The following is a 21368-nucleotide window of genomic DNA, read 5'->3' on the forward strand; positions in this document are numbered from 1 at the left end:
GCCCCGCCCGAACTCAGTTAGGCAATGACATGTCCATATCCACTCGCACCACCGAACGAAATATCTACATCTACATCGCGGCGATCTCCGCCGTGCTCAACGCGGTCCTCCTCGTCGCTCCGATTTTGGCTTCCAAGCTCAGCGCCGATCTGGGGCTGGAGCCGGCTCAGGTTGGTTTGATCGCGTCCGTGGAACTTGGTTGCTTCTCGCTGGCCACCGTGCCGGCCTTCCTGTGGCTACGCAAGGTCAACATCCGCAAACTCACCTTCTGGTGCCTGCTGGTGGTGATCACCGGTAACGTGCTGTCCTCGATGACCGATAGTTTCGGCTCCTTGCTCGCGGTCCGTGCGGTCACCTCGTTCGCCGCCGGTTCCATCATTGTGGTGATCCTGTCGCTCAGCGCCAAGGCCGCCAACCCCTCGCGGGCCTACGGTCTGTTTGTGGTCAGCCAGCTGGCCATGGGCGCGATCATTCTCTTTCTGTTCCCGGTGATCTACGCGCAGCGTTCCGTCTCGGCCGTGTACCTGACCCTTGCGGCGCTCGCCGCGCTGTGCCTGTTCTGCACGCTCTGCGTCAAGGGCAACGAACTCCACGCGGTACCCGGTGAACGTGCCGCCGTTCAGCGTCGCGTCTTCCCCTTCGCCTGCGCACTGATCGCGGTGCTCGGCTTTTACGTAGCCCTCGGCGGGGTTTGGACCTTCATGGGTCAGATTGCGATCGCCTCGCAGATCCCACTGGACACCGCGTCGAGCATGATTGGTATCGCCACCCTCTTCGGTGTCGCGGCCTCCTTCGTCAGCACCTTGGTCGGCGAAAACTCGCGGGCCCGCTACTTCGTGCTCGGTGGCTTCGTGCTGATGGGCATCTCCATCGCGTTCCTCTACGGGATGCCCGGGCTGATTCGTTTCGTGCTGGCGGCCGTGCTGTTCAAGATCGCGTGGAGCTGGTTGCTTCCCTTCTTGCTGGCCGAGGTCTCCCGCGTGGGTGGCCCGCAGGTTATGAACGCCACCAATATGGTCATCGGTGGCGGATTGGCCATCGGTCCTATGCTTGCCGGCACCATCCTTCAGACCACCGGCAGCTTCACTGTCATGCTCACCGTGGCCCTGAGCATCCTGGCCGTGGCGGTCCTGGCTTCGCTGGTGGTCTTCCGGGCGGCGAATGTCTCGGCCGACGAACCCGAGCAACAGTCGGTGACGGCCTAATTCTCCTAACGCAGCATGCCCACCCTCACCAGGATGGTCAGGGTGGGCATGCTGCGTGCGTACGAGAATCGGGCCAGTGGCTATTCGTCGCGTTGGCTGAACACTTTGTGGGCCGCTCGATCCGCCTTGTTTAAGTGCAAGGGCACGGGCCACGAAGCGGGTTAGCGGTGCCCGTGCGAGACACATATATTCCGAATCTATGCCCGAGAGACACCCATGTAGGGCACGCGGTGGATGAGAGCTTCCTGGTCGTACAGAACACGGACATTGCGAGCATTTCCGAGCTTGCGCCTAGTGGTGGCGCGACCGTCGACGGTCGTGCCACCACTAGGCATGTCCAGCAAAACTGAATACCAAAATGGGACTCCTCACCCTAACGCGCTGGCATCCTCCTAAACTGAAGGAAATATTTGGTATTCCATTTCTGGATATTTGCTTACGATCCCCGTAAGATGGGCCGCAATCACCTCCCTGAAAGGCGTAACCATCATGTGCGAACACGACCACAGCACCGGGCCGGTCCCGACCGCAAAACTTGAACGACGACATGTCCTCGCCGGGGCCGCAGCGCTGGCCGGGCTCGGACTTGCCGGCATGGTGCCCGGGGTAGCCCAAGCCGCCGAGCACACCGGCAAGGGTGCTCCGGCACATGCGAAAAACCGCGCCGAAACCACTCCGCTCATTATCGAGGGTGGTTCGCTGATCGATCCGGCCACCGGAGACCTCGCCGAAGACGCCGTGGTAGTGCTGGCCGGAGGAATCGTCCAGGCTGTGGGCACGCGCGACGAAACTCGCAAGGCCGTGGCCAGCTACTCGGCGACCGCGACGCGAATTGACGCGCAAGGCAAGTTCATCCTGCCCGGCTTCGTCGACGCCCACGTTCATGCCCAAGCGTTCGAGGATGCGGCGCTGATCCTCAGCCACGGCGCCACCACGGTGCGCAGCGGCTCAACGAGTTTCTACCAGGACATCGCTCTGGCCAAGGTCCCCAACTACGCGCCGGGGTTGACCCCGCGCATGCATGCGGCCGGGCTCTTCGTCTCCCCGGATCAGTCCGATTCGATCCTGGCCGACCCGGATCTGGCGCCCCTAGCCGCACAGCGTCACGAGATCACCGATCCGAAGGACCTGGCCTACCTCACCGGGATAAACATCGCCCGCGGCGCAACGGTTATCAAGACACGCGCCAACCCGCGTGCCGGCTTGGCCGAACAGGATCCACTGGAGCTGGTCTATGACCGCGAACAGCTGGCGTCGATCGTCCACGCTGCAAAGGGCGCGGGCGTGCTCTGCCACAGCTACAGCGCCGAGGGTATTGCCGGGGCGGTGGCCGCTGGCGTGAAGAGCATCGAGCATGGCGTATTCATGGATGAGCAAACCATGGTGCGCATGGCCCAGCAGGGTACGTACTTCACCCCGACCCTGTATGGCATCGCCGGCATGGCCAACTCCAGCGATCCGGTACTGGCCGAGCGCGGGCGCGAATACGGCCCCGTGCTCGCCGAAGCCGCCCGGGCGGCTAATGAGTTGGGTGTAACCGTGATCGGCGGCACCGATTCCTTCGGCACCGACGTCACCCCAGTCGGCGCCGAGGCAAAGGCGCTGGCCGACGCGGGTCTGGGCACGCTCAAGGCGTTGCAGTCCATCACGACCGCCCCGGCCAAACTGCTCGGTGTCGACACTCGCGGTGTGGGCCGACTGGTTCGTCGCGGCGTTGCCGATGTGGTGCTGCTGGGTTCGAACCCGCTGGAAAGCGCCGCCGCACTGGTGGATGTGCACACCGTGGTGGCGCAGGGCGCGATCGTTCGCAACGACGCAGCTTAGCCCGTATTTAGGCCGGACCGGCGGGCTCTCTTCCGCCGGTTCGGCCGTCGCAATCCACTACCTACTTTTTCTTCTTAGTCTCGAAGGCCGGCGTAGTGGCCGAGCATTCAACCGGCTTGCCCGGTGCACCGGTCTTCTTGGCCAGCTCGCGCTCGCCATCCAACAGAATTCGGCAGGTCGCCTTCGCGCCCTTGCCCGGGGTCGCGCTGATCCGGGCATCCGCCTCGGCGGTCACCATCGCATCCTTCGTCCAGCTGGCCTTGGCCGCGTTCGACGCGCTGTTCGTGGTGGCCGCCTCCCCAACCGGCACATTGCTCGAGGACTCACCACGCGAAGGCGCATCCAGGTAGCTGACCTCGGTGAGTCGATTAATGTCCTTGCCTTCGACCGTAACCTCGTAGGTCACCGACCACGCATCCGCGGTTTGCTTCTTCAGGAAGTCCGAGGCCCCGCAGGCGGTAAGGCTCAGCCCGAGCGCCAGAATCGAACCAGTGGCCAACAGTCGGCGTCCGCGGCGGGCGGTGGTCATTGAGGTAGTCATTGATAGAACTTCTTTCACTGAGGTGGGCGGCGACTAGCGCTTGAGGTTAGGGGTGAAGGCGTAGAGATAGCCATCAGACTGGCTCACCCACCACTTGCCGCACAGGTCGGTGGCTCGGGACTCCGTGCCCTCGGGGTAAAAATCTGCCTTCAACGTCGCTACCGATTCCTGCTTTTCGGCCAGCTCTTGCGGTGTGAATTTGCCTCCCGTGGTGCTGTCTTCGTGCTTCAAGGCTTTGACCCGTTCCTCGATGGTTGGCTTTCCCTTTGTGTCCATCGCCGCGCAGGTCTTGGGCAACTTGCCGTCGTAGGTGGCGCGGACTACGCGCTCGTTGTTTGTGGTGGACTGCTTGATCTGCACGTCCGTTGCGTCATCTGGGATCCAGTTGGCTACGACCTTGGCGCTTTTACCCTCTGCGGCGGTGGCGTAGCTATGAGTTTCGGTGTGATCGGAAGCGATGGAGCACCCGGTCATGGCCAGGGCGCCACCGAGCGCCAGCACGGAAAGTCCTAGTTTGGAGGCTTGTTTCATCGTCATAGTTCAAGACTAGAAAATCCGATTTATCTTCTCACGCCCCGTACGGTTGATTTGCCCGGAGCGGCTCTCCACCCCGGGTATGAGTGGATTGCGCAGTACTCTCAGACCTACAGTTTCTGAACGACCTCGCCGGCCATTTCCCCGTTCACTGCGGTTTCTACGTTTATCTGACAAATCACAGGCCCGAGACTAATCTGAGAGACGTGAACCACTCTCCCAGTCGTCGTACGGATTTCCCTGCACGCAAGATGCCAGGAGTGCTTGCTGCCGCAGGCATCTTAGTCCTGTCAGCATGTCAGCCAACCGCTACTCCGAACGTCGTTGGCAGTTCCGATAACTCGAAGACCACCAGCGCGCCCGACTCGTTGGACGATTCCAACCAATTCCACCCAAACGAGGAAGCGGTTAAGGCCAAGGCTTTAGCCGCCGGGAGACCCGAGGCCGCATATGACCTTGACTGCGAAGTGTGGGACCTACCGGAAGCAATCACCGAAGAGCAAAAGTGGGCCAACAGCCTAGGCATGACATGGCTCGATGGCCATGGTGCCAAATGCCCGGATGCCATTACCTATCCAAACTACTTCGTGCGAGAGTTTGAACCTGGCGTCGAAGGAGAGCTCATAGCTGTACTTGAGAATCTTCCCGGCGCTCGTGAAGCAATGCCTGCTGCGTCATGGGACATCATGGAGCATGTGGGACACAAATTCCCAGAACTAGACAAGATCACAGCTCGCATAGAGGGTAGCCAAACCACACACGAATTTAGGCGAGATTACTGGGAATCCACGCTGTCCCTAGAAGAACGCAATGAAATTGCGACCACCAAACCCTATCCAGCATCAGAACTCACCGGTCAAGCTTGGGCGGATGAGAAGTTTGACCAGTGGCTGACGCTACTTGGCGCAGAAGATGTCAGCGACCTTGCCGCCACCTTTAAGTTGATCACGGCATGGGATTCACCCACCCGCGGGCACCTTCGCGTCTACCTCGACCCGTCCTTTATCAACACGACACTCGTTGATCGTGACATCGAGCCAGCGGAGCAGGACCTTCGCGGCATCGCCATCACAATCCTAGATAATCTACTACTCCGGGCACCCGAGCTTGAGCAGGTCACGGCTGTCATTGCGGGAACGGAAAGAGACATCACAGTGTCCCGCGAAGACCCCTACTTTTCGATAGACCAGTAATGCACCAAGCGGCCCCGCTAGGCCCCCACGCCGTATCCGGTGTAATTCACGATCGCCAGCAGGCCGGCCAGCAGGACCAGCGTGAAGGGCACCGCCATCGCGGCAAAGAAGCCCCACCGATCGCGCATGATCGCGATGAACTCGCGTAGGAAGGCGCTGGGCCGGTAATAGGCCGCGGTCTTGCTCCCGAAGGTCCGTGCGCTGTAACCCATGGCGCGCGAGGCCAGCCCGGCACGGAGGTTGTGATAGTCGCTGGTTACGATCCAGAGCTGACCCTCGGGACGTCGAGCTCGAATAAGTTCGGCGGAGAACCGCAGGTTTTCGGTGGTGTCCTTGGCTCGGTCTTCGACGATGATGTCCTCTTCGGCTATACCCTGCTCGCGAAGGTAACGAGCCATGGATTCGCCTTCCGGTTCGATTTCATCGGGTCCTTGCCCGCCGCTGGGCACCATTAGCGGCGCCGGGTCTTGGGGTAGCCGGTAGAGTTCGATGCCGCGATCCAGGCGACTGCGTAGTAGCGGGGTGACCTTGCCGTTGATGGCGCGTGAGCCGAGCACAACGATGGCCGCCGCCGCGCGGCGGATGGCGAAGAGCCCGTAGAACCAGGCGTAGAGCAGCAACATGCTGAACATTGAGGCTATATACCCGGAGGCCACGAAGAGGATGAATGCCAGAGCCACCGACCACCACTGGTTCATGCCCACCAGAATCACCGCGATTACAGGCAGCCCCAGCACCAGCAGGCCGAAGATCATCGAGAGCAGGTTCGAGAGGCGCCGTCCCTCGCGTTTGAGCATGAGCACGCCGTTATAGATCAGCACAAAACCGAAGATCAATACCGCGAAGGGAACGGCCAGCAGCAACAGGGCCGCAATGATGGTTCCATCGGGCAACGCCGTTTCGATAATGGTTAGCCCCAAAGCCAGAGTGGAGAGCACCGCGAGGCTGAGCACCACGGCGTTGCGTAACCGCCGGGGCTCACGCCGATAGAGCCAGGTCAGTAGCAACCAGAGGAAGAGTGTCGTCAGCAGCGTGCCCATGGCTTGATCGTATCAACGTAGCCACCGGCGGGGTCGTGCATTTTCGCTACGCCGCATGACTTCCCGTGCGATAGCTCACATCGACCGTCGATCCATGCCGCCGAAATAATTATCGCAACTCAGCGCCCCGATACCGGTGCACTGCCGGAGTGCTCACAAGTTACCATTCGGTCTCTTTGGCTAAGAAAACAATGGTGAAAATGTTTTAGGTTATGCTTACCAAGGTTTCTTACCACTACGACCCTCTGACTTGCCTCTAGGACCTCAATGAAACACCCCCGCCTCAAGTCCCTAGCCACCCTGACCCTCGTGGCCCTAGGGCTGAGCTCCTGCGCTGCCGGCGGCAACGATGCCCCGGCCGTAGATTCCGAGGCACGCCTCGTGGTGGATAACTTCCGCGCCCCGGTTTCGAACTGGGCCCTCGAAAGCGATGATGCCTATGTGCTCTCGATTTCCGGCTGCCTAGAGACGCTCACCCGCTATGACCAGAAGGCGCAGGAAGTTGTGCCCATGCTGGCTACCGAGTGGAAACAAAGCGCCGAAAAGACCTGGGACTTCACCCTGCGCGAGGGTGTGACCTTCCAGGACGGCAGCGCCCTCGACGCCCAGTCGGTCACGGACGCGCTGAACCATGTACTGAAGGCCACCGCCCCGGCCCGTGCGGTCAACCCGAAGACTATCTCCGCCGTCGAGGCACTCGACGAGAACACCGTGCGAGTGAGCACCCCCTCGGCCGACCCGCTGCTTCCCTACCGGATGGCCAGCGTTAACGCCGGAGTGCTCTCCCCGGCGGCCTACACCAAGGACGGCATTGACCCCTTCGGCCACTGCACCGGCCCCTTCACCCCGGTCTCCGAACAGGCCGGCCAGTCGCTGACCGTGGACCGCAATGAAAACTACTGGGGCGGAGACGTGAAGCTCGCCGGTGGCGAGATCCGCTTCATCACCGAGGGCCCCACCCGAGCCACCCAGGTGCAGACCGGCGAGGCCGACATTTCCATGTCCATCCCCGCGACCTCCCTGGCCACCCTCGAGGCAGACCCGGCCGTCGAGTTGGCCAAGGCAGATTCGCCGCGCACCTCGACGCTGTACCTGAACAACTCCCGTGCCCCCTTCGATAATGTGGACGTGCGGCGCGCGGTCACCAAGGCACTGGATGTCTCGGCCATCGCCGACTCGGTCTACGAGGGTGCCGCCACCGGTGCCACCGGCCCCTTCGCGCCCAGCGAGCCGTGGGCGCTCGCCGATGCTCAGGTTCCGGCCTCGGACGTCGAGGCCGCCAAGAAGCTTGTCGAGTCCTCCGGCTTCACCCAGGACAAGCCGCTGGAGATCATCGCGATCACCGAGCGCGCCGAATTCGCCGCCGTGGGCACCATCATTCAGGAACGCCTCAAGCAGATCGGCATCGAGTCCACCGTGGTCACCAAGTCCTACGGTGCGGTGGAACCGCAGCTGCTCAAGGGCGACTACGACATGCTACTCAGCCAGCGCAACCGGATGATCGACATCGCCAACCCGATCGGGTTCCTGCAGGCCGACTACACCTGCGAGGGTAGCTACAACCTCAGCGGCTACTGCAACCCGGAGTACGACAAGCTCGTTAGCGCGGCGGCCGCCGAGAAGGACGAGAAGGCCCGCAACGACCTGTACCGTCAGGCCGGTCAACTCCTGGCCGACGATGCGGTGAACGTGTGGCTCGTGAACGAGCAGGCCATCGACGGGGTCCGTACCGAGGTTAGCGGCTACGTCCAAGACCCGCTGACCCGGTATGTGATGACCAAGGACCTAGCCAAGACCAAGTAGCGTGACACCGGTTCTTTCACTCCTGCTGCGCCGCGCCCTCGGGCTCGGCGCAGCAGTGCTGCTTTCCTCCATCGCCGTATTTCTGGTGCCCTTCGTTTCCCCGGGCGACCCGGTGCGCAATCTGTTGCGCGCGCGTATGGATTTGGGCACCGCCGATGATGCCACGGTGGTGGCCTATGCCGAGCAGCTGGGTCTGAATGAACCGTTGTGGAAGCAGTATCTGGACTGGCTCGGGCGTTTTCTGCACGGAGATATGGGACTGTCCTACGTCAGCGGCACCCCTGTGGTGGACCGCGTGCTGCCGGCGCTGGGGGTCACCCTGCTGCTGGCCGGCAGTGCCATCCTGATCGCCGTGCTCGTGTCCATCGTGTTGGGCGTGATCAGCGCATTGCGCGCCGAGAAGCTCAGCGACAGGGTCATCACCTCCTTCACCCATGCGTTAATCGCCATCCCCGAGTACGCCATGGCCCCATTGGCGGTGCTGCTCTTCGCCGTCCGCTTGTCTTGGCTGCCCTCCGCGGGGCTGAGCTCTGCCGCGTCGCTGGTCCTGCCGGTGGCGGTACTCTGCCTACGCCCGATCAGTTTCTTCACCATCGCGGTACGCTCCGGGGTGCTGGAAACCCTGGGCTCCGAGCACGTGCTGGCGGCACGCGCCCGTGGACTGAGCGAAGTCCGGGTGTTGCTGCGCCACGTGATCCCCCATTCCCTGTTGCCGCTGAGCACCATGACCGGAGTCTGGTTTGCCGGGTTGCTCGGCGGGTCGGTGATCGTCGAGGTCATCTTCGCGCTACCGGGCATGGGCCGACTCGTTTACGACGCGATCGTCGACTCGGATCTGCCCATGGCGCAGGGCGGAGTGGTGCTCGTGGTGATGTGCGCGGTGGTGGTAACCACCCTGGTAGATCTGATCCATCAGCTTTCGGACCGTTCGGCCAATTTGGAGGTCTCCGGTGTCTCGTAAAACGACCCGCCTGCTTCTAAGCGCCCCGGCCATTGTGCTCGCGCTGTTCCTGTTGGCCACCGTCTTCGCACCGGTGTTGGCACCCTATGACCCCAACGCGCAGGATCTTGCCGCCCGGCTTCAGGGGCCGAGCCTGGCCCATTGGCTGGGCACCGATGATCTGGGCCGCGACACCCTGACCCGCTTACTCATCGGCGGACGCTATTCGCTGTCCATCGCGTTGCTGACCACGCTCCTGTCGCTGGCCGTGGGCACCGTGTTGGGGCTGCTCAGTGCCCTGCGCGGCGGTTGGCTCGATGAGCTGTTTTCCCGCACCAGCGACCTGCTCTTGGCGTTGCCGGAGATCGTGATCGCCCTGCTGATTATCGCGGTGGTGGGTCCGGGGTACCTCTCGATGATTCTGGCGGTATCCGTGGTGTCGTGGACGCCCACGGCCCGGCTTGTCCGCTCGCTCAGCGCCCAGGTGCTCGCCAGCGGATACGTGAGCGCCTCCCGGCATGCGGGCTGCTCGATCGGCTTCGTGCTGCGCCGCCACGTGATTCCGGCCCTGCTCGGTCCGGTGCTTGCACAAACTGCGCTCCGTTTCGGGCTGCTGCTGGTGCTACTCGGTTCCCTGTCCTACCTGGGCATCGGCGTACAGCCACCGCAGTCGGACTGGGGCTCCATGCTCGCTCAGGCCCAACCGCATGCGGTGCGCTCGGCCTGGGGCCTGCTCGCCCCGGGCGGTGCGATCTTCACCGTCAGCCTCTGCGTGACCCTGCTGGGCAACCGCATCACCCACACCTATTCGGACCGCGACATTCTGCAGGTCGCCGGGCCGGCCCCCGGGGAGCGCCATGCATAAGGCCCTTGAACTACGCGACTACACGCTGCGCCGGGCCGATGGCGCCGCCTTGTTGCAGGGCGTGAACCTGAGCCTGCGTCCCGGCGAGCTACTGGCACTGGTGGGACGCTCGGGCTCCGGCAAAACCCTGATCACCCGGGCGCTCACCGGACTGACCTCGCCCCATCTACACGCCCAGGGGCAACTGCTACTGGATGGCGAGCGCCTCGATAATGCCGCACCGCAGACTCTGCGCGCGGTGCGTGGGGCACGCATCGGCATGCTGTTTCAGCAGCCCAAGCGGGTGCTGAATCCGCGGCTGAGCATCGCCGCTCACCTCTATGAGGCCTTGGGCGCCTTCGGTCCGGCACGTCGCGCCGCCGCGGCGCGCCGCATTCCCGAGCTGTTGGCCGAGGCCGGGCTGAAAGACCCACACCGGGTCGCGCGGATGCGGCCGGGTCAGCTCTCCGGCGGCATGGCGCAACGGGCCATGGTGGCCATAGCCTTGGCCGCCGACCCTGACTACCTGCTCGCCGATGAGCCCACCGCTTCACTAGATTCGGTGCTGAAACATGAGGTGCTGGAACTCCTACGCTCCCGTCAACGCGAACGCGGGCTCGGGGTGCTACTCATCACCCACGACCTGGCCAGCGTGCGCAGCCTCGCCGATCGCATTGCCGTACTCGAGCACGGCCACCTCGTCGAGTCCGGGCCTGCCGCCCAGCTGCTGGGCGCACCGGAGCACCCGGCGACGCGCGAGCTACTCGACGCCAGTCTGCACCCACTACCCGGCACCACACCTTCCACCGAAGCCCCGGTCCTCGAAGCGCAGGAAGTGGAGGGGCGCTATCGTGGCGCGAAGCGTGCCGACCCGGCGCTTTGGCCGACCACGCTGACTCTGCACCGCGGCGAGGCGCTCGGGGTTGTGGGGCAATCCGGCTCGGGAAAGTCCACCTTCGCGCGGCTGCTGGCCGGGCTGCAAAAGCCCAGCGCCGGAAGCGTGCACCGTTCCCACGGTGCCGAAGAACCCAACGCCGTGCAGCTGATTTCTCAGGAACCTGCGGCGAGCTTTGACCGCCGGTTGACCCTGCGTGAGTCGCTGAGCGCGGCCGTGCACCGGTTGCCCAGTGCGCAGGCCAACGAGTTGATCGATCGTGCCGTGACCCGCGTCGGCCTGGATGTGGCACTATGCGATAGCCGCCCGGGCACCTGCTCCGGCGGCCAACTGCAACGCATGTCGATCGCCCGGGCGCTACTGGCCGAACCCCGGGTGCTGATTTGTGATGAGTCCACCTCGGCGCTGGATACCGTCGCCCAACGCCACATCCTAGATCTGCTCCTGGAACTACGCACCGAGCTCGGGCTCAGCCTGGTGATCATTTCGCACGATATGCAGGTCATTGGGCATATGGCCGATAGCGTCGCGGTCTTCGGACAGGGGCGCCTACTCGAGCACCGTCCCGCCGCGGAACTCTTCGCCGACCCACAGCATGAGCAGACGCGCGCGTTGCTCGCCGCCCGCCAGCCGGTCGGTGCCACTGGCTGATAAACCCTAGACACGACACCGCAGGCGGTGTTGAATGCATGCATGGCTACTTACAACATCGGCTATATCGTCGGATCCCTGGCCAAGAATTCAATCAACCGAACTCTGGCTCACGCGCTCATCGGGCTGGCTCCAACCAACCTGAGCTTCACCGAAATACCGATCAAAGACCTGCCGCTCTACAGCTACGACTACGATGACAACTACCCGCCCGAGGGCACCGCACTGAAGCAGGCCATCGAGGGCTCGGACGGGCTGCTCATCGCCTCTCCCGAATACAACCGTTCCATTCCCGGTGGACTCAAGAACGCCATCGACTGGGCCTCCCGCCCCTGGGGCACCAACTCCTTCGCCCGCAAACCCACCGGCCTCATCGGAGCCTCCCCCGGAGCCATCGGCACCGCGGTGATGCAGTCCTCGATGCGCAGCGTGCTGAGCTTCCTCAACGTTCCGCAGCTCAACTCGCCGGAGGCCTACGTGCACTATGACGCGGACGCCTTCGACGCGCAGGGCAATGTCACCAATGAGCACACTCGCGAATTCCTCCAGCATTACATCGACGAGTACGCAGCCTTCGTCGAACGCGTGCTGGATGCCACCGCGGCCGGGCACATCGGCGACAGCCAGTAGCTAGTCCGCGAAAATTCCGGTGGGCACGTGAATCAGCTGTAGCCCACCGGCGGCAAAGGCCGACTCAATCGCCTCGGCGAGCGCAACGGGTTCGCGTACCGCGCGCCCGGTGCCGCCGTTGGCCTCTTTCGTGGTCCCCTAGGCCCCTACTTCTGGCACGCCCGTTGCAGAATCCTGTTCACCGCGCTGCTCGGACGCTCAGATTGCAAAAGCAAGGGAAACTCCCACCAGCTTTCGGGCACAAGATTATCGCCACGTCTGCCCAACCTTCCGGTCACCAAACCCAACCTGCGCAGGTGTCCTTGTGCCACGCGAAAGTCTTCCGACGAGAACCTGCGCGACCTGAGGGATGCCTCAAGCACATGATGCAGCAATGCATAAGTCTCGGGCGTAAAGCCCGCGGCCTTCCACCGCGTTACATAGTCGTTGTGGCCTGGGATTTCGGGCATCCGTCCGGTTCGCAAACACACCGCCCATAGGCTCATGATGCTTGGCCCAGGGATTAGCGGGGTGCCGTCCGGCCGCGTCGGCGTGTAGGGCCAGTCAAGCATTACCGCTGCCCACCTGAGCTCCTCGGCACGTTCCGCGGCCTGTGCGCATTCGCGCTCCCACAGGGCAAAATCAGCCGCGTAACGACTATTGAATTCCGCATTGTCCACGAAATTTCCCCTCATTCAGGGGATGCGCATATAGCGCATCCACCGACTTGTCCGTGGCTATCTGCCGCGGACCAGTTCTTCCCCTGGGGCACCCCGCTCGATGATGGAGGGTTGCCGTTCAGCAAGCCAGGTACTTAGCGCTGAATCTCTTGAACCTGAGCAACAGTGTAAACGACTGCACGGACGTTAACGACAACGTCCGCGCCGCACGAGATTTCTCGGCGACGCGGACGTCATTTGGTACGACTAGAGTTCGACCACTTCAAATTCCATGAGCTCGGCTCCGGTGGCCACCGGCTTGGTACCGGAAGGAGCGTGCACCTTACCCGATCCCTGTTGACGCCAGTTCTCGAAATCCTCACGGCTGGCCCATTGGGTGTAAACGAAGTAACGGTCGCCGCCACCGGTAGGGCGCAGCAGCTGAAAACTCTCGAACCCCGGTGCGGAATCTACCGCATGTTTGCGCGCAGCAAAGCGTGCTTCAAGTTCGGTGTTTGGTGCCCCGTCCGGGACCGATAGGGCATTGATGACGACAATCGACAAGGTCGAACTCCTTTAAACTGGACTATTCCGGGTCGTCTCCAGCCTACGCCGAGGGCTCCTGTCGCCGCGGGCTATTCATCACCTTTGGTGTCCTCGAGCCACACCTGCTCCGGCAGGGTATCCCAGATGGACGTGTCGGCGGTTTCCACCGAACCATCAGCCACGGCCCTAATGGTGCTTTCTAGTGTGGTGATGGTCTGCTGCCGGAGGTAGCCGTTGGATTTCTGGCCCAACACGGCGTCGGGGTTCTCGTGATCACTCATGCCGCGCATTTCGAAGAGCAGAGTGGATATTCCGTACTCGGCGGCGACACCATTTCGGGCAATGGTGTTAGCGGTGCCGCCGGCGTACTTACCAAGGTGACCCCACCCGGTCGGATCCACGCTCTGGTAGACAATGGCGCCCAGCCGCTTCGACCCCTCGAGGACTTCCGGAGCCACGTCGGGGGTTGTGGGGTGCAGGATGGATCCGGAGACTAGTTTTCCGTCCACCGCCGAACGTGTGCCCTGGTGGTGCAGGTCGATCATGTAATCGATGTCGTAAGCCTGCAGCACGTTGTAGTGCAACGCTTGGATCTCCGGCTGGGTCTTGGCCACGTGGTCACGGTTGATATCGACATTGTTAGCGTTGTAACGGGTCAGATGCCGATCCCCTTTAGCCAGATAGTCGTCGAGCGGGAAGTCCACATCCCCCATGGCCCCATCGGGGTTCAGCATCGGCAGCACCAGGATGTTCACGTTGTCCAAAACCGAACTCATTCGGCCGGTGCCCAAATGCTTGATGACCTCCAGGGCACCTTCGGTGGTGAGTTGCTCATTGCCGTGCTGCTGGGTCAGGAAAAGGATCGTGGGGTTTGCTGGGTCGGAAAGGTACTTCGCTAGGAACAGGTCGCGCCCCTTCACCGACTGCCCGATGACTTCAAGTTCGAGCGCGGACTGCTTGGCGTCCTGCTTCTTCAGTTCGGCGGCCATGGAATCGTAGGTGTGCAGAATCGAGGTGTTGATCGATTCATTACCCCCATAGTTAGGCCCCTCTCCGACGGCGAAGGCGGGAACGGAACCTAGGGATAACACCAACGCGGTGGAGGCCAAGACGCCGGCGACTTTTACGGCCTGCGTGCGGACGGGGCGAGGTTGATTGCTGGACGGCACGATGCGGTTCTCCTTTGAACTAGATGACGCGCCCCCAAGTACGCGAAGTGACATCCCTCACCTCATCATGATTCGATTTAGTAGACAAGAGCACCGCCAGCTGAATTTACGGCCCGACAAGGAGTCCGCACCATGCCCACCGCGCAATCGTTTGCCGTCATCGGGGCCGGAATCCTCGGAGCTGCGGTGGCCGCCGAGTTATTGCGTCGGTATCCCTCGGCTCAGGTCACGCTCTTCGAAAAAGAGCATCGGGTCGCGGCGCACCAAAGCAGCCATAATTCCGGTGTGGTGCATGCCGGTCTCTATTACAAGCCCGGTAGCCTCAAGGCGAAGCTCTGCCGTCGCGGGGTCGACCTGATCAAGAACTATTGCGCCGAGAAGGCTCTGCCCTATGAACGCTGCGGCAAACTCGTGGTGGCGCTCGATGACGCCGAAGAGCAGCGGTTGAACGCCATTCACGCCACGGCTCTGGCCAACGGCGTACCCGAGGTGTCGATGCTGGGGCCCGCGGGACTGCGCGAGATCGAACCGAACGCCACGGGACGAGCGGCCCTGCACTCCCCTCATACCGCGATCGTGGACTACGCGGCGGTCACCCAGGCGCTGGTAGACGATGTGCAGCGTGCCGGCGGGGTACTACGGACCGGGTGCACGGTAGATCGCATCGAGGAACGCGACGATGCGGCCTTGCTGCATACCTCCGCCGGAGAGTTCCGGGCCGAGCAGGTGATCAGTTGCGCCGGTGCGCAATCCGACCGCTTAGCTCGAGCGTCCGGCGCCGGAAATCAGCCACGGATCGTTCCCTTCTTCGGCCAGTATTTCCTGCTCGAAGAACAGCACCGGCAGATCCTCAACGGACTGGTCTACCCGGTGCCGGATCCGCGCTATCCCTTCCTCGGGGTGCACCTCACCAAGCGAGTCGACGGCTCGATGACCATCGGCCCCAACGCCTTTCTCTCGCTGTCCCGGGAGAAGTATTCCGGGCTTGGCCTCGATCCGAAGGACCTGATCGCGACACTGGGCAATGCCGGTTTCTGGCGTTTCTCCGCCGCCAACGCCAGCGCCGCCATTCGCGAACTGCGCTCGGTGGCCAGCCGCGGCTTTTTTGTGGACCAGGCCGCCCGCTATGTTCCCTCGCTTGCCGGCGCCAGCATCACCCCCTTGCCGCGCGGAATTCGGGCGCAGGCCATGGATGCCCGCGGCAAGCTGCTCGACGATTTTGCCCTGGATCGTAGCGAGCGGGTGCTGCACGTACGCAATGCTCCCTCACCGGGGGCAACCAGTTCGCTGGCCATGGCCGAGCACCTGGTGTCTCTGCTCGACTAATTCGCTTCGGCCGGTGACCTCGCCCCCTTAACCGGAGTAGTCTCGCTGTCATGGGTGTACAGCGAATCGACAATATCGGCATCATGGTGGGCGATCTCGACGCGGCCGTCGCGTTCTTCGGCGCCATCGGACTGGAACTCGAGGGTCGTGGTTTCGTCGAGGGACGAGTGGTCGATGACTGCATCGACGTCGATGGCACACGGTGCGAGATCGCCATGATGCGCGTCCCCGGGGAAAGCACCGGCATTGAGCTCAGCCGATTCGAGCGTCCGGCGGCCCATCCGGCACAGCCAGCTGCCCCACCGGTTAATACGCTGGGGCTTCACCGAGCCATGTTTGCCGTCGACGATATTGAGCAGACTCTGCACCGCCTCGAAGCCGTGGGCGGGAGTTTGCTACGAAGCATCGTGGACTACGAAGGGGTGTACCGTCTGTGCTACGTACGAGCTCCCGAGGGATTCGTGGTGGCGCTGGCCGAGCAGTTGGCTTCCGAGGGCTAGAGGCCTAGCCGGTTCGCGATGTTCAGCGCCGCGGCCAGGTCCGTGGCATCAAGTTTGCGGTAGAGGCTACGCATCTGCGTCTTCACCGTATTTTCCGAACGGAACGTGGACACCGCGATCTGTCGGCGCGTTTTCCCAGCTCGCAGGTACTCGAGAAGTTCGAGTTCCTTCGGTGTCAGTTTGGGCGTGTTGGTGCGCTTGGGGCGCGGCCCAAGCTCGGAGAGGTAGGCCAGCGCCCGTTGCTGGCCCACGTTGAGCTCAAGATCCTTGAGCAGCACTTCGAATCCGCTAATGCCCGCCAGCATGGCACGCACGGCCACGGCATTTTCTGGAAGTACCGCCGCGAGCTCCGTGCGCGCCGTCGTGGTGCACCGGCCATGATGCCGGTCGACAACGTCGAGGGCCTGGGTCAATGGGCGCCACAACCCGATGACTTCGGCGTCGGCCACCGTAGAACTTTGGGTTTCAAGGGGTTTACCGGCAGTCCATCCATGGAGCCGTTGCAGGGCCATGGACTGATTTTCACCCAAGCTATCCACGCGCAGACATCCGCCGGGGCTGAGCACTGTGGCCAGCCAGAGAGCGTCGTTTAGCAGTTGCCGTCCGAAGTCACCAAGCGCGTAGCGCCGACTATCGAGTAGATCCACAATCAGTTGGCGGCCTCGGGCACCTTTACCCTCGAGCAGGTACGAGACGGCCAGCAAGAACGTATGAACGCTCCATAGTTCGTCCCGGTCCGGTTCACTCGGCAGCCGGTCGAGTTCGTGACGCAACGCATCGGCATCCAGTTCATTCCACGCCACAATGCCTCGAGCCAGGATGGCGGATCGTTCAACGAGATCGCGGGCCCACCCGGCACGCAGCGCCGCCTGCTCGCTACGGTAGGCCAACTGACGCGCCGCGACATGGTTGTGGTTCAGGGACTCAACCAGAGCCATTTTGGCCGCAGCATCGGCCAACAGGAAGTTACTGCCGCTAATCTGCGCCAGTTCCACCGCCTGCCCCAAAACCCAACGCGAGGCGGTCAGGCGAGCGTCGAGTATCAGCGACACACCGATCTGGGTCTTCGCTATGGCGCGCAATTTTGGCGATGTAATAGCTACGCCCGACGCGAATTGCAGCGACTCGTGAAGACGTGCAGCGGCGTCGGCAGACTGCGAATAAAGCCCGCCCAAGCGGAGATACACAAAATTCAACAGCGCGAGTGCCACATACTTCATGCCGCCGGTCGGTTCGAGTGCTTCGACCTGTTGCGCCAACTTCTGCATGGCGGCGGAACGTTCCCCGTTCCGCGAGGACGTCGGGATCGGAGCGATAACCTTGCCGTGGTCGATCATCGATAGTAGTTTGCCGGCGATCCCTAGGTATCCGGATTCTTCGATCACGTAGACCGGCATTTTCGCAATGATGGACGACAGGAAACGTGGCGCACTGATGAACAGGTCGAGGCCGTGCTCCAACACCAGTTGTTGAAGCGAATCCCAATTCCTGCAGGTCATCGCCTCCCTCATGGCACCGAATACATCTCCGGATTTGGCACGCGTGGCCAAGCTGGCGTCCTGTAACAGGGGGATCTTCGTCGGAGCGACCTCTTGAATGCGCTGGCGTAGTGCCGTTTTCATAAGTTGCGGCATAAAGTATTCGCCCAGATGATCTTGGAACACGGCGCCGGCGTTCCGTAGTTCCTCAATCCCCAGCCCCGCAGCCGAATAATGGCCATAAAATTCGCGGAGGGATTGTTCGCTGAAACTCTCGAGGAAACTTGCCTCGGCAGTCAGGTCGCCTTCACGCACATAACTTAGCCAGGGCAAGACGACGGAGGTCAACAATCGTTGCGCTGCGGTTGTATGCCCTTGAGGATCGGTGGCCAGCACAAACAGCGGCAAAGCCCAGCCGCCAGCCAACCGATACATGTCATTGGCATGGAACATAAGTCGCTGACTGGGATCAATAAGTTGCGCCCAGGAACGCCATTCGGCCAAAAGCAATAACACATCGGAATGCACGGCCAACGCAGCGTCGAAACGCTGGCACAATTTCCACGCGTAACTCTGGCTACCGGTGACAATGGCGGCACGATACTCGGGATCTTCATGGAGTTTCCCGGCCAGCTGCCCCATCCAACCGTCGGGCTCCTGCGCGTAATCATCAAGCATGATCACCTCGGTCGGTGCCCGACCCGTCCAGGTAGCGCAGAACCACTGGCTATTCGCGGAAGGCGGTGCATGAACAACCAACACTCGTTCCCGACCGGTCAGCGCCCCTTGAAAACGAGGGATGGCAGGATGAGTGGTTATGGCTTGGAATTCGCGGACGAATTGCAACCGCATTTCGGCGTTGGGCAAACTCCCTCCAAGCACATGTTGTGCGACGTGTGACGATAAAAGCCGCCGGTTAGGACCGGTTGCTCTCATCAGCTATCGACGACGTCGTTTATTGATCGCCTTTAGCTTATCGCCCGATATGTCCACAAGATAGTGCCAATGACTCTGCGCCAGAAAAGATGCCCACTATAAACTAGATTTATAGAAGTTACGCCCCGTGGTCGCGGCTTAGTCCGCAACCCGGGCGTAACTGCGATGCCGGCGAGGGTCTGCGAGTGGCTGGGTACATTCCATCCCCCAATCCATGGAATCTGCGACAGCCGACCCCTCCGAGCACCAAGCGCGCAGGTCGGCTCCGAGGCCATAACGCGTCGCCCCCGGTGCGGACGTCACGTTCTACTCTGCGCAAAGACGTCATTAGAACGCCCTATTCTTACATTCAACTCCACGCTTGAAGCTTCATCTACCGATTTGCTAGTTTTTCACCCTGCATTTAACCCGAGTAACCTCCGAGGCTATTGCCCACTGTCTCAGTGAATAATAATCACTGCGTTTACTTTTTATTCGAGAGCTCCGAGGCTAGGCATTAGGATTCTAGAAAAAAGTAGCCACCGTTGAGCCCGTCGACCAAGACTCGATACTGCCGCCCGTGCAGGCTGACATCCAATAGCCAATTGGGCTTCCACACCATGCGCACACTGTCCAGCTCACGGATTCCTCCGCGCCAGGCAAGGCGGGCCCGCCGCAGGGCTGCAGTCGACATCAGCGCCCTTGCTCGACGTCGGGCAACCTCAAACTCAATTGAGTTCCACCCGGGATCGACTACGGGCTGCACAGACCCACCCGATTCAGGGGCAAAGTTCCACGAATCAGTAATGAAGGCTTTGCCCGAATAATAGTCAACTAGCGCGTAGGCTCTTTTGGTCTGGCCAGCTAAGTATGGGATCTCGTATTCAAACCCGGCAAACGGATGATGTCGTAGACGAGCTCCATGAATGCGCAGTTGCGGTTCCTTAACACGCAGTAAGTCTGCGGCTTGGTCTGCGTCGACAACCGTCAGAAGGACCCCTTCACCCCTCACGGCGAGCCGCCACTTCTGCCTGAGCGGCTAAGAACGCGTCCTGCCCAAGGAGCATTTTGGCCGGAATAGGGCCGACCTTAGCCGTCTCATCTAGGGCACGGGCAATCCGTTCGGGCACGGGATGGCTCCGCTGGGTCAGCAGTGAGCCCACCACCATACCCAGCACCGAGGCAAGGATACCCACCACCATGGGGTCGATGCCCGTACTGGTCGGCAATCCGGAAAGCTGCCAGGCAACAGATGCTGCCGTACCAGCAAGCATGGAACTAATCGCTCCTACAGCATTCGCTTTCTTCCACCACACGGCACATACATAGGAGGGCACGAAGGCACTTCCAAGCACAGTGGTGGAGAAGATAACAATTTCGGCAACCGCCGGCGGATCGAATGCAGCGATGGCATACCCGATCACCGCCAGGAGCAAAACGGTAATGCGCGAAACCTTCACCATCTGCGCATCGGTCATTTTCCGGTTAATGAAGCGAGCATAAATATCCTGGCTGGCAATAGTACCGGCTTGAAGTAGTAGCGCGTCGGCAGTGGACATAATCGCGGCCATAATTGCAGCCATAACGATGCCCACCGCAAAGGTAGGCAGAACCGCATCGGCCACAGCAAAGACCGCGGTTTCCGGATTTGCGAGGTTGGGCAAGAGGATCAGCGCGAACAGACCCACTAGATACGGCCCCGGGATGAACAATAGATTGAAAGCCAACGAATAAGCCCCAGCGGTGCGCGCCACCGAAGGTCTCTTCATGGCCATATGGCTTACAACCACGTGCGGCCAACCCATGTACCCAATGGAAAACACCAGCAAGGCGCCCAGAATGACACCCCACTGTCCTTGGAACCCTAGATCTGCACCCCACATGGTCAGCAGATTCGGGTTTATTTCGCCGACGGCCTGGTTACCGGCGGTGAAGCCGCCGATCTCGATCAGCGTTGCAATCAAGATCCACACCATACCGATGACCATGATGATGGCTTGCACGAAGTCGGTATAGGCCACCGCCAGGTATCCGCCGAGGAAGGTGTAGAGCACGATGACACCGATTGCGATGGCCAAGGCGACAGGAAAGGACACCCCGGTGACCATTTCGAGTCCACGTCCACCTGCGATGAACTGGGCGAGGACATAGAAAAACATGCAGAAGAGCGCGACCGGTGCGGCAATCAGCCGGATCCACTTCGAGGGATAGCGGTGTTCCAAATACTCAATGGACGTAATGGACCCCAATATCTGGGATAGCTTGCGCATGCGACGGCCAAGTACCGACAAGTTCAGGATGCCTCCACCCAAATCTCCCAGGGCGTACCACATACCGAAATAGCCCTGGGTGTAGCCAAGGGACCCCGCGCCCATGAACATGTAGCCAGACATAGACGAACTTTGAAGACGCAGAGCGGTGACACCGGGGCCGAGACTTCGGCCGGCGAGGAGGAACCCCTCGGAATCCGACCGCCCCTTTTTCATGGCCCAGACACCGATACCCGCCATGGCGGCAAAGTAGACAATCAAGAACGCCAACTCAATGCTCATTTCTTGGCCTCGGCATCCTCGCGCTTCCAGCCACGGCTAACCCAAAGGAACACCCCTGTATAGATCACCCAGAGTATGGGCACCCCGACAATCACCACGGTGGTAAACGTTGGCAGTCCGAACATCTCAGCTAGTCTCCTCAGT

At 61.5% G+C, this 21368-nt stretch carries 19 protein-coding genes and 1 riboswitch; of the genes, 10 read left to right on the forward strand and 9 right to left on the reverse strand.

The window, feature by feature from the left end; genetic code table 11:
- The first annotated feature begins 29 nt into the window (after window positions 1-29).
- Both ACYU0X_RS15805 and ACYU0X_RS15810 read left to right on the forward strand, forming a co-directional pair.
- Window positions 30-1205, forward strand: coding sequence for an MFS transporter (locus ACYU0X_RS15805; protein ID WP_309409802.1), 1176 nt, complete (start codon window positions 30-32; stop codon window positions 1203-1205).
- 489 nt (window positions 1206-1694) lie between these two features.
- Window positions 1695-3029, forward strand: coding sequence for an amidohydrolase family protein (locus ACYU0X_RS15810; protein ID WP_461901666.1), 1335 nt, complete (start codon window positions 1695-1697; stop codon window positions 3027-3029).
- Window positions 3030-3090: 61 nt separating this feature from the next.
- Here ACYU0X_RS15810 and ACYU0X_RS15815 read toward each other — a convergent pair whose 3' ends face one another.
- Window positions 3091-3570 carry a hypothetical protein gene (locus ACYU0X_RS15815; RefSeq protein WP_461901667.1) on the reverse strand — a complete coding sequence of 160 codons (480 nt, stop codon included), beginning with the start codon at window positions 3568-3570 and terminating at the stop codon, window positions 3091-3093.
- A 33-nt stretch (window positions 3571-3603) separates the two neighbouring features.
- Window positions 3604-4107 carry a hypothetical protein gene (locus ACYU0X_RS15820; RefSeq protein WP_461901668.1) on the reverse strand — a complete coding sequence of 168 codons (504 nt, stop codon included), beginning with the start codon at window positions 4105-4107 and terminating at the stop codon, window positions 3604-3606.
- Window positions 4108-4310: 203 nt separating this feature from the next.
- Here ACYU0X_RS15820 and ACYU0X_RS15825 point away from each other — a divergent pair, with 203 nt between their 5' ends.
- The gene (locus ACYU0X_RS15825) at window positions 4311-5297 is read left to right on the forward strand and encodes a hypothetical protein (protein WP_461901669.1); all 987 of its coding nucleotides are present in this window, start codon (window positions 4311-4313) and stop codon (window positions 5295-5297) included.
- Window positions 5298-5314: 17 nt separating this feature from the next.
- Here ACYU0X_RS15825 and ACYU0X_RS15830 read toward each other — a convergent pair whose 3' ends face one another.
- Window positions 5315-6337, reverse strand: a complete 1023-nt coding sequence (locus ACYU0X_RS15830; RefSeq protein ID WP_461901670.1) for a YdcF family protein — start codon at window positions 6335-6337, stop codon at window positions 5315-5317.
- 267 nt (window positions 6338-6604) lie between these two features.
- On the opposite strand from ACYU0X_RS15830, the gene ACYU0X_RS15835 reads away from it, so the two are divergent.
- The 5 genes from ACYU0X_RS15835 to ACYU0X_RS15855 are packed head-to-tail and all read left to right on the forward strand — an operon-like array spanning window position 6605 to window position 12100.
- Complete coding sequence (locus tag ACYU0X_RS15835; RefSeq protein WP_461901671.1) at window positions 6605-8140, forward strand: ABC transporter substrate-binding protein; 1536 nt, start codon at window positions 6605-6607, stop codon at window positions 8138-8140.
- Window position 8141: 1 nt separating this feature from the next.
- Window positions 8142-9101: an ABC transporter permease gene (locus ACYU0X_RS15840; protein ID WP_461901672.1), complete on the forward strand. Its 960-nt coding sequence runs from the start codon at window positions 8142-8144 to the stop codon at window positions 9099-9101.
- Window positions 9091-9945, forward strand: coding sequence for an ABC transporter permease (locus tag ACYU0X_RS15845; protein ID WP_461901673.1), 855 nt, complete (start codon window positions 9091-9093; stop codon window positions 9943-9945). Before ACYU0X_RS15840 ends, ACYU0X_RS15845 begins: the two co-directional genes overlap by 11 nt.
- Window positions 9938-11470, forward strand: a complete 1533-nt coding sequence (locus ACYU0X_RS15850) for an ABC transporter ATP-binding protein (protein WP_461901674.1) — start codon at window positions 9938-9940, stop codon at window positions 11468-11470. Before ACYU0X_RS15845 ends, ACYU0X_RS15850 begins: the two co-directional genes overlap by 8 nt.
- A gap of 42 nt (window positions 11471-11512) precedes the next feature.
- Entirely contained in the window at window positions 11513-12100 is a 588-nt protein-coding gene (locus tag ACYU0X_RS15855; RefSeq protein WP_461901675.1) for an NADPH-dependent FMN reductase, read from the forward strand.
- A gap of 697 nt (window positions 12101-12797) precedes the next feature.
- Window positions 12798-12914, reverse strand: a riboswitch (SAM riboswitch).
- 91 nt (window positions 12915-13005) lie between these two features.
- Here ACYU0X_RS15855 and ACYU0X_RS15860 read toward each other — a convergent pair.
- Window positions 13006-13302, reverse strand: coding sequence for an antibiotic biosynthesis monooxygenase family protein (locus ACYU0X_RS15860; RefSeq protein ID WP_461901676.1), 297 nt, complete (start codon window positions 13300-13302; stop codon window positions 13006-13008).
- A 71-nt stretch (window positions 13303-13373) separates the two neighbouring features.
- On the reverse strand, window positions 13374-14393 hold the full coding sequence (locus ACYU0X_RS15865) for a M14 family zinc carboxypeptidase (protein WP_461902830.1): 1020 nt from the start codon (window positions 14391-14393) through the stop codon (window positions 13374-13376).
- A gap of 192 nt (window positions 14394-14585) precedes the next feature.
- Between ACYU0X_RS15865 and lhgO the strand changes: the two genes are divergently transcribed.
- The gene (gene lhgO, locus ACYU0X_RS15870; protein WP_461901677.1) at window positions 14586-15779 is read left to right on the forward strand and encodes an L-2-hydroxyglutarate oxidase; all 1194 of its coding nucleotides are present in this window, start codon (window positions 14586-14588) and stop codon (window positions 15777-15779) included.
- 50 nt (window positions 15780-15829) lie between these two features.
- Window positions 15830-16279 carry a VOC family protein gene (locus tag ACYU0X_RS15875; RefSeq protein ID WP_418907730.1) on the forward strand — a complete coding sequence of 150 codons (450 nt, stop codon included), beginning with the start codon at window positions 15830-15832 and terminating at the stop codon, window positions 16277-16279.
- Here ACYU0X_RS15875 and ACYU0X_RS15880 read toward each other — a convergent pair.
- The 4 genes from ACYU0X_RS15880 to ACYU0X_RS15895 all read right to left on the reverse strand — a co-directional run bounded on the left by ACYU0X_RS15880 (window position 16276) and on the right by ACYU0X_RS15895 (window position 21349).
- On the reverse strand, window positions 16276-18435 hold the full coding sequence (locus tag ACYU0X_RS15880; protein WP_418907731.1) for a helix-turn-helix transcriptional regulator: 2160 nt from the start codon (window positions 18433-18435) through the stop codon (window positions 16276-16278). The two genes, ACYU0X_RS15875 and ACYU0X_RS15880, sit on opposite strands and share 4 nt — an antisense overlap.
- A 754-nt stretch (window positions 18436-19189) precedes the next feature.
- Window positions 19190-19366: a hypothetical protein gene (locus ACYU0X_RS15885; RefSeq protein WP_418907732.1), complete on the reverse strand. Its 177-nt coding sequence runs from the start codon at window positions 19364-19366 to the stop codon at window positions 19190-19192.
- 307 nt (window positions 19367-19673) lie between these two features.
- A complete protein-coding gene (locus ACYU0X_RS15890; protein WP_418907733.1) occupies window positions 19674-21224 on the reverse strand; it encodes a sodium/proline symporter in 1551 nt (516 codons plus the stop codon).
- Window positions 21221-21349, reverse strand: coding sequence for a hypothetical protein (locus tag ACYU0X_RS15895; protein WP_418907734.1), 129 nt, complete (start codon window positions 21347-21349; stop codon window positions 21221-21223). The genes ACYU0X_RS15890 and ACYU0X_RS15895 overlap by 4 nt, the downstream gene beginning before the upstream one ends.
- Window positions 21350-21368 lie beyond the last annotated feature (19 nt).

The sequence above is a fragment of the Glutamicibacter sp. X7 genome, from assembly GCF_054889245.1.

What these genes read in the sequence shown, in the direction of transcription:
- ACYU0X_RS15805 (WP_309409802.1), top strand. Translation starts at nt 30, where the DNA reads ATGTCCATATCCACTCGCACCACCGAACGAAATATCTACATCTACATC.
- ACYU0X_RS15810 (WP_461901666.1), top strand. Translation starts at nt 1,695, where the DNA reads ATGTGCGAACACGACCACAGCACCGGGCCGGTCCCGACCGCAAAACTT.
- ACYU0X_RS15815 (WP_461901667.1), bottom strand. Translation starts at nt 3,570, where the DNA reads ATGACTACCTCAATGACCACCGCCCGCCGCGGACGCCGACTGTTGGCC.
- ACYU0X_RS15820 (WP_461901668.1), bottom strand. Translation starts at nt 4,107, where the DNA reads ATGACGATGAAACAAGCCTCCAAACTAGGACTTTCCGTGCTGGCGCTC.
- ACYU0X_RS15830 (WP_461901670.1), bottom strand. Translation starts at nt 6,337, where the DNA reads ATGGGCACGCTGCTGACGACACTCTTCCTCTGGTTGCTACTGACCTGG.
- ACYU0X_RS15835 (WP_461901671.1), top strand. Translation starts at nt 6,605, where the DNA reads ATGAAACACCCCCGCCTCAAGTCCCTAGCCACCCTGACCCTCGTGGCC.
- ACYU0X_RS15850 (WP_461901674.1), top strand. Translation starts at nt 9,938, where the DNA reads ATGCATAAGGCCCTTGAACTACGCGACTACACGCTGCGCCGGGCCGAT.
- ACYU0X_RS15855 (WP_461901675.1), top strand. Translation starts at nt 11,513, where the DNA reads ATGGCTACTTACAACATCGGCTATATCGTCGGATCCCTGGCCAAGAAT.
- lhgO (WP_461901677.1), top strand. Translation starts at nt 14,586, where the DNA reads ATGCCCACCGCGCAATCGTTTGCCGTCATCGGGGCCGGAATCCTCGGA.
- ACYU0X_RS15875 (WP_418907730.1), top strand. Translation starts at nt 15,830, where the DNA reads ATGGGTGTACAGCGAATCGACAATATCGGCATCATGGTGGGCGATCTC.
- ACYU0X_RS15880 (WP_418907731.1), bottom strand. Translation starts at nt 18,435, where the DNA reads ATGCTTGATGATTACGCGCAGGAGCCCGACGGTTGGATGGGGCAGCTG.
- ACYU0X_RS15885 (WP_418907732.1), bottom strand. Translation starts at nt 19,366, where the DNA reads ATGTCGACTGCAGCCCTGCGGCGGGCCCGCCTTGCCTGGCGCGGAGGA.
- ACYU0X_RS15890 (WP_418907733.1), bottom strand. Translation starts at nt 21,224, where the DNA reads ATGAGCATTGAGTTGGCGTTCTTGATTGTCTACTTTGCCGCCATGGCG.
- ACYU0X_RS15895 (WP_418907734.1), bottom strand. Translation starts at nt 21,349, where the DNA reads ATGTTCGGACTGCCAACGTTTACCACCGTGGTGATTGTCGGGGTGCCC.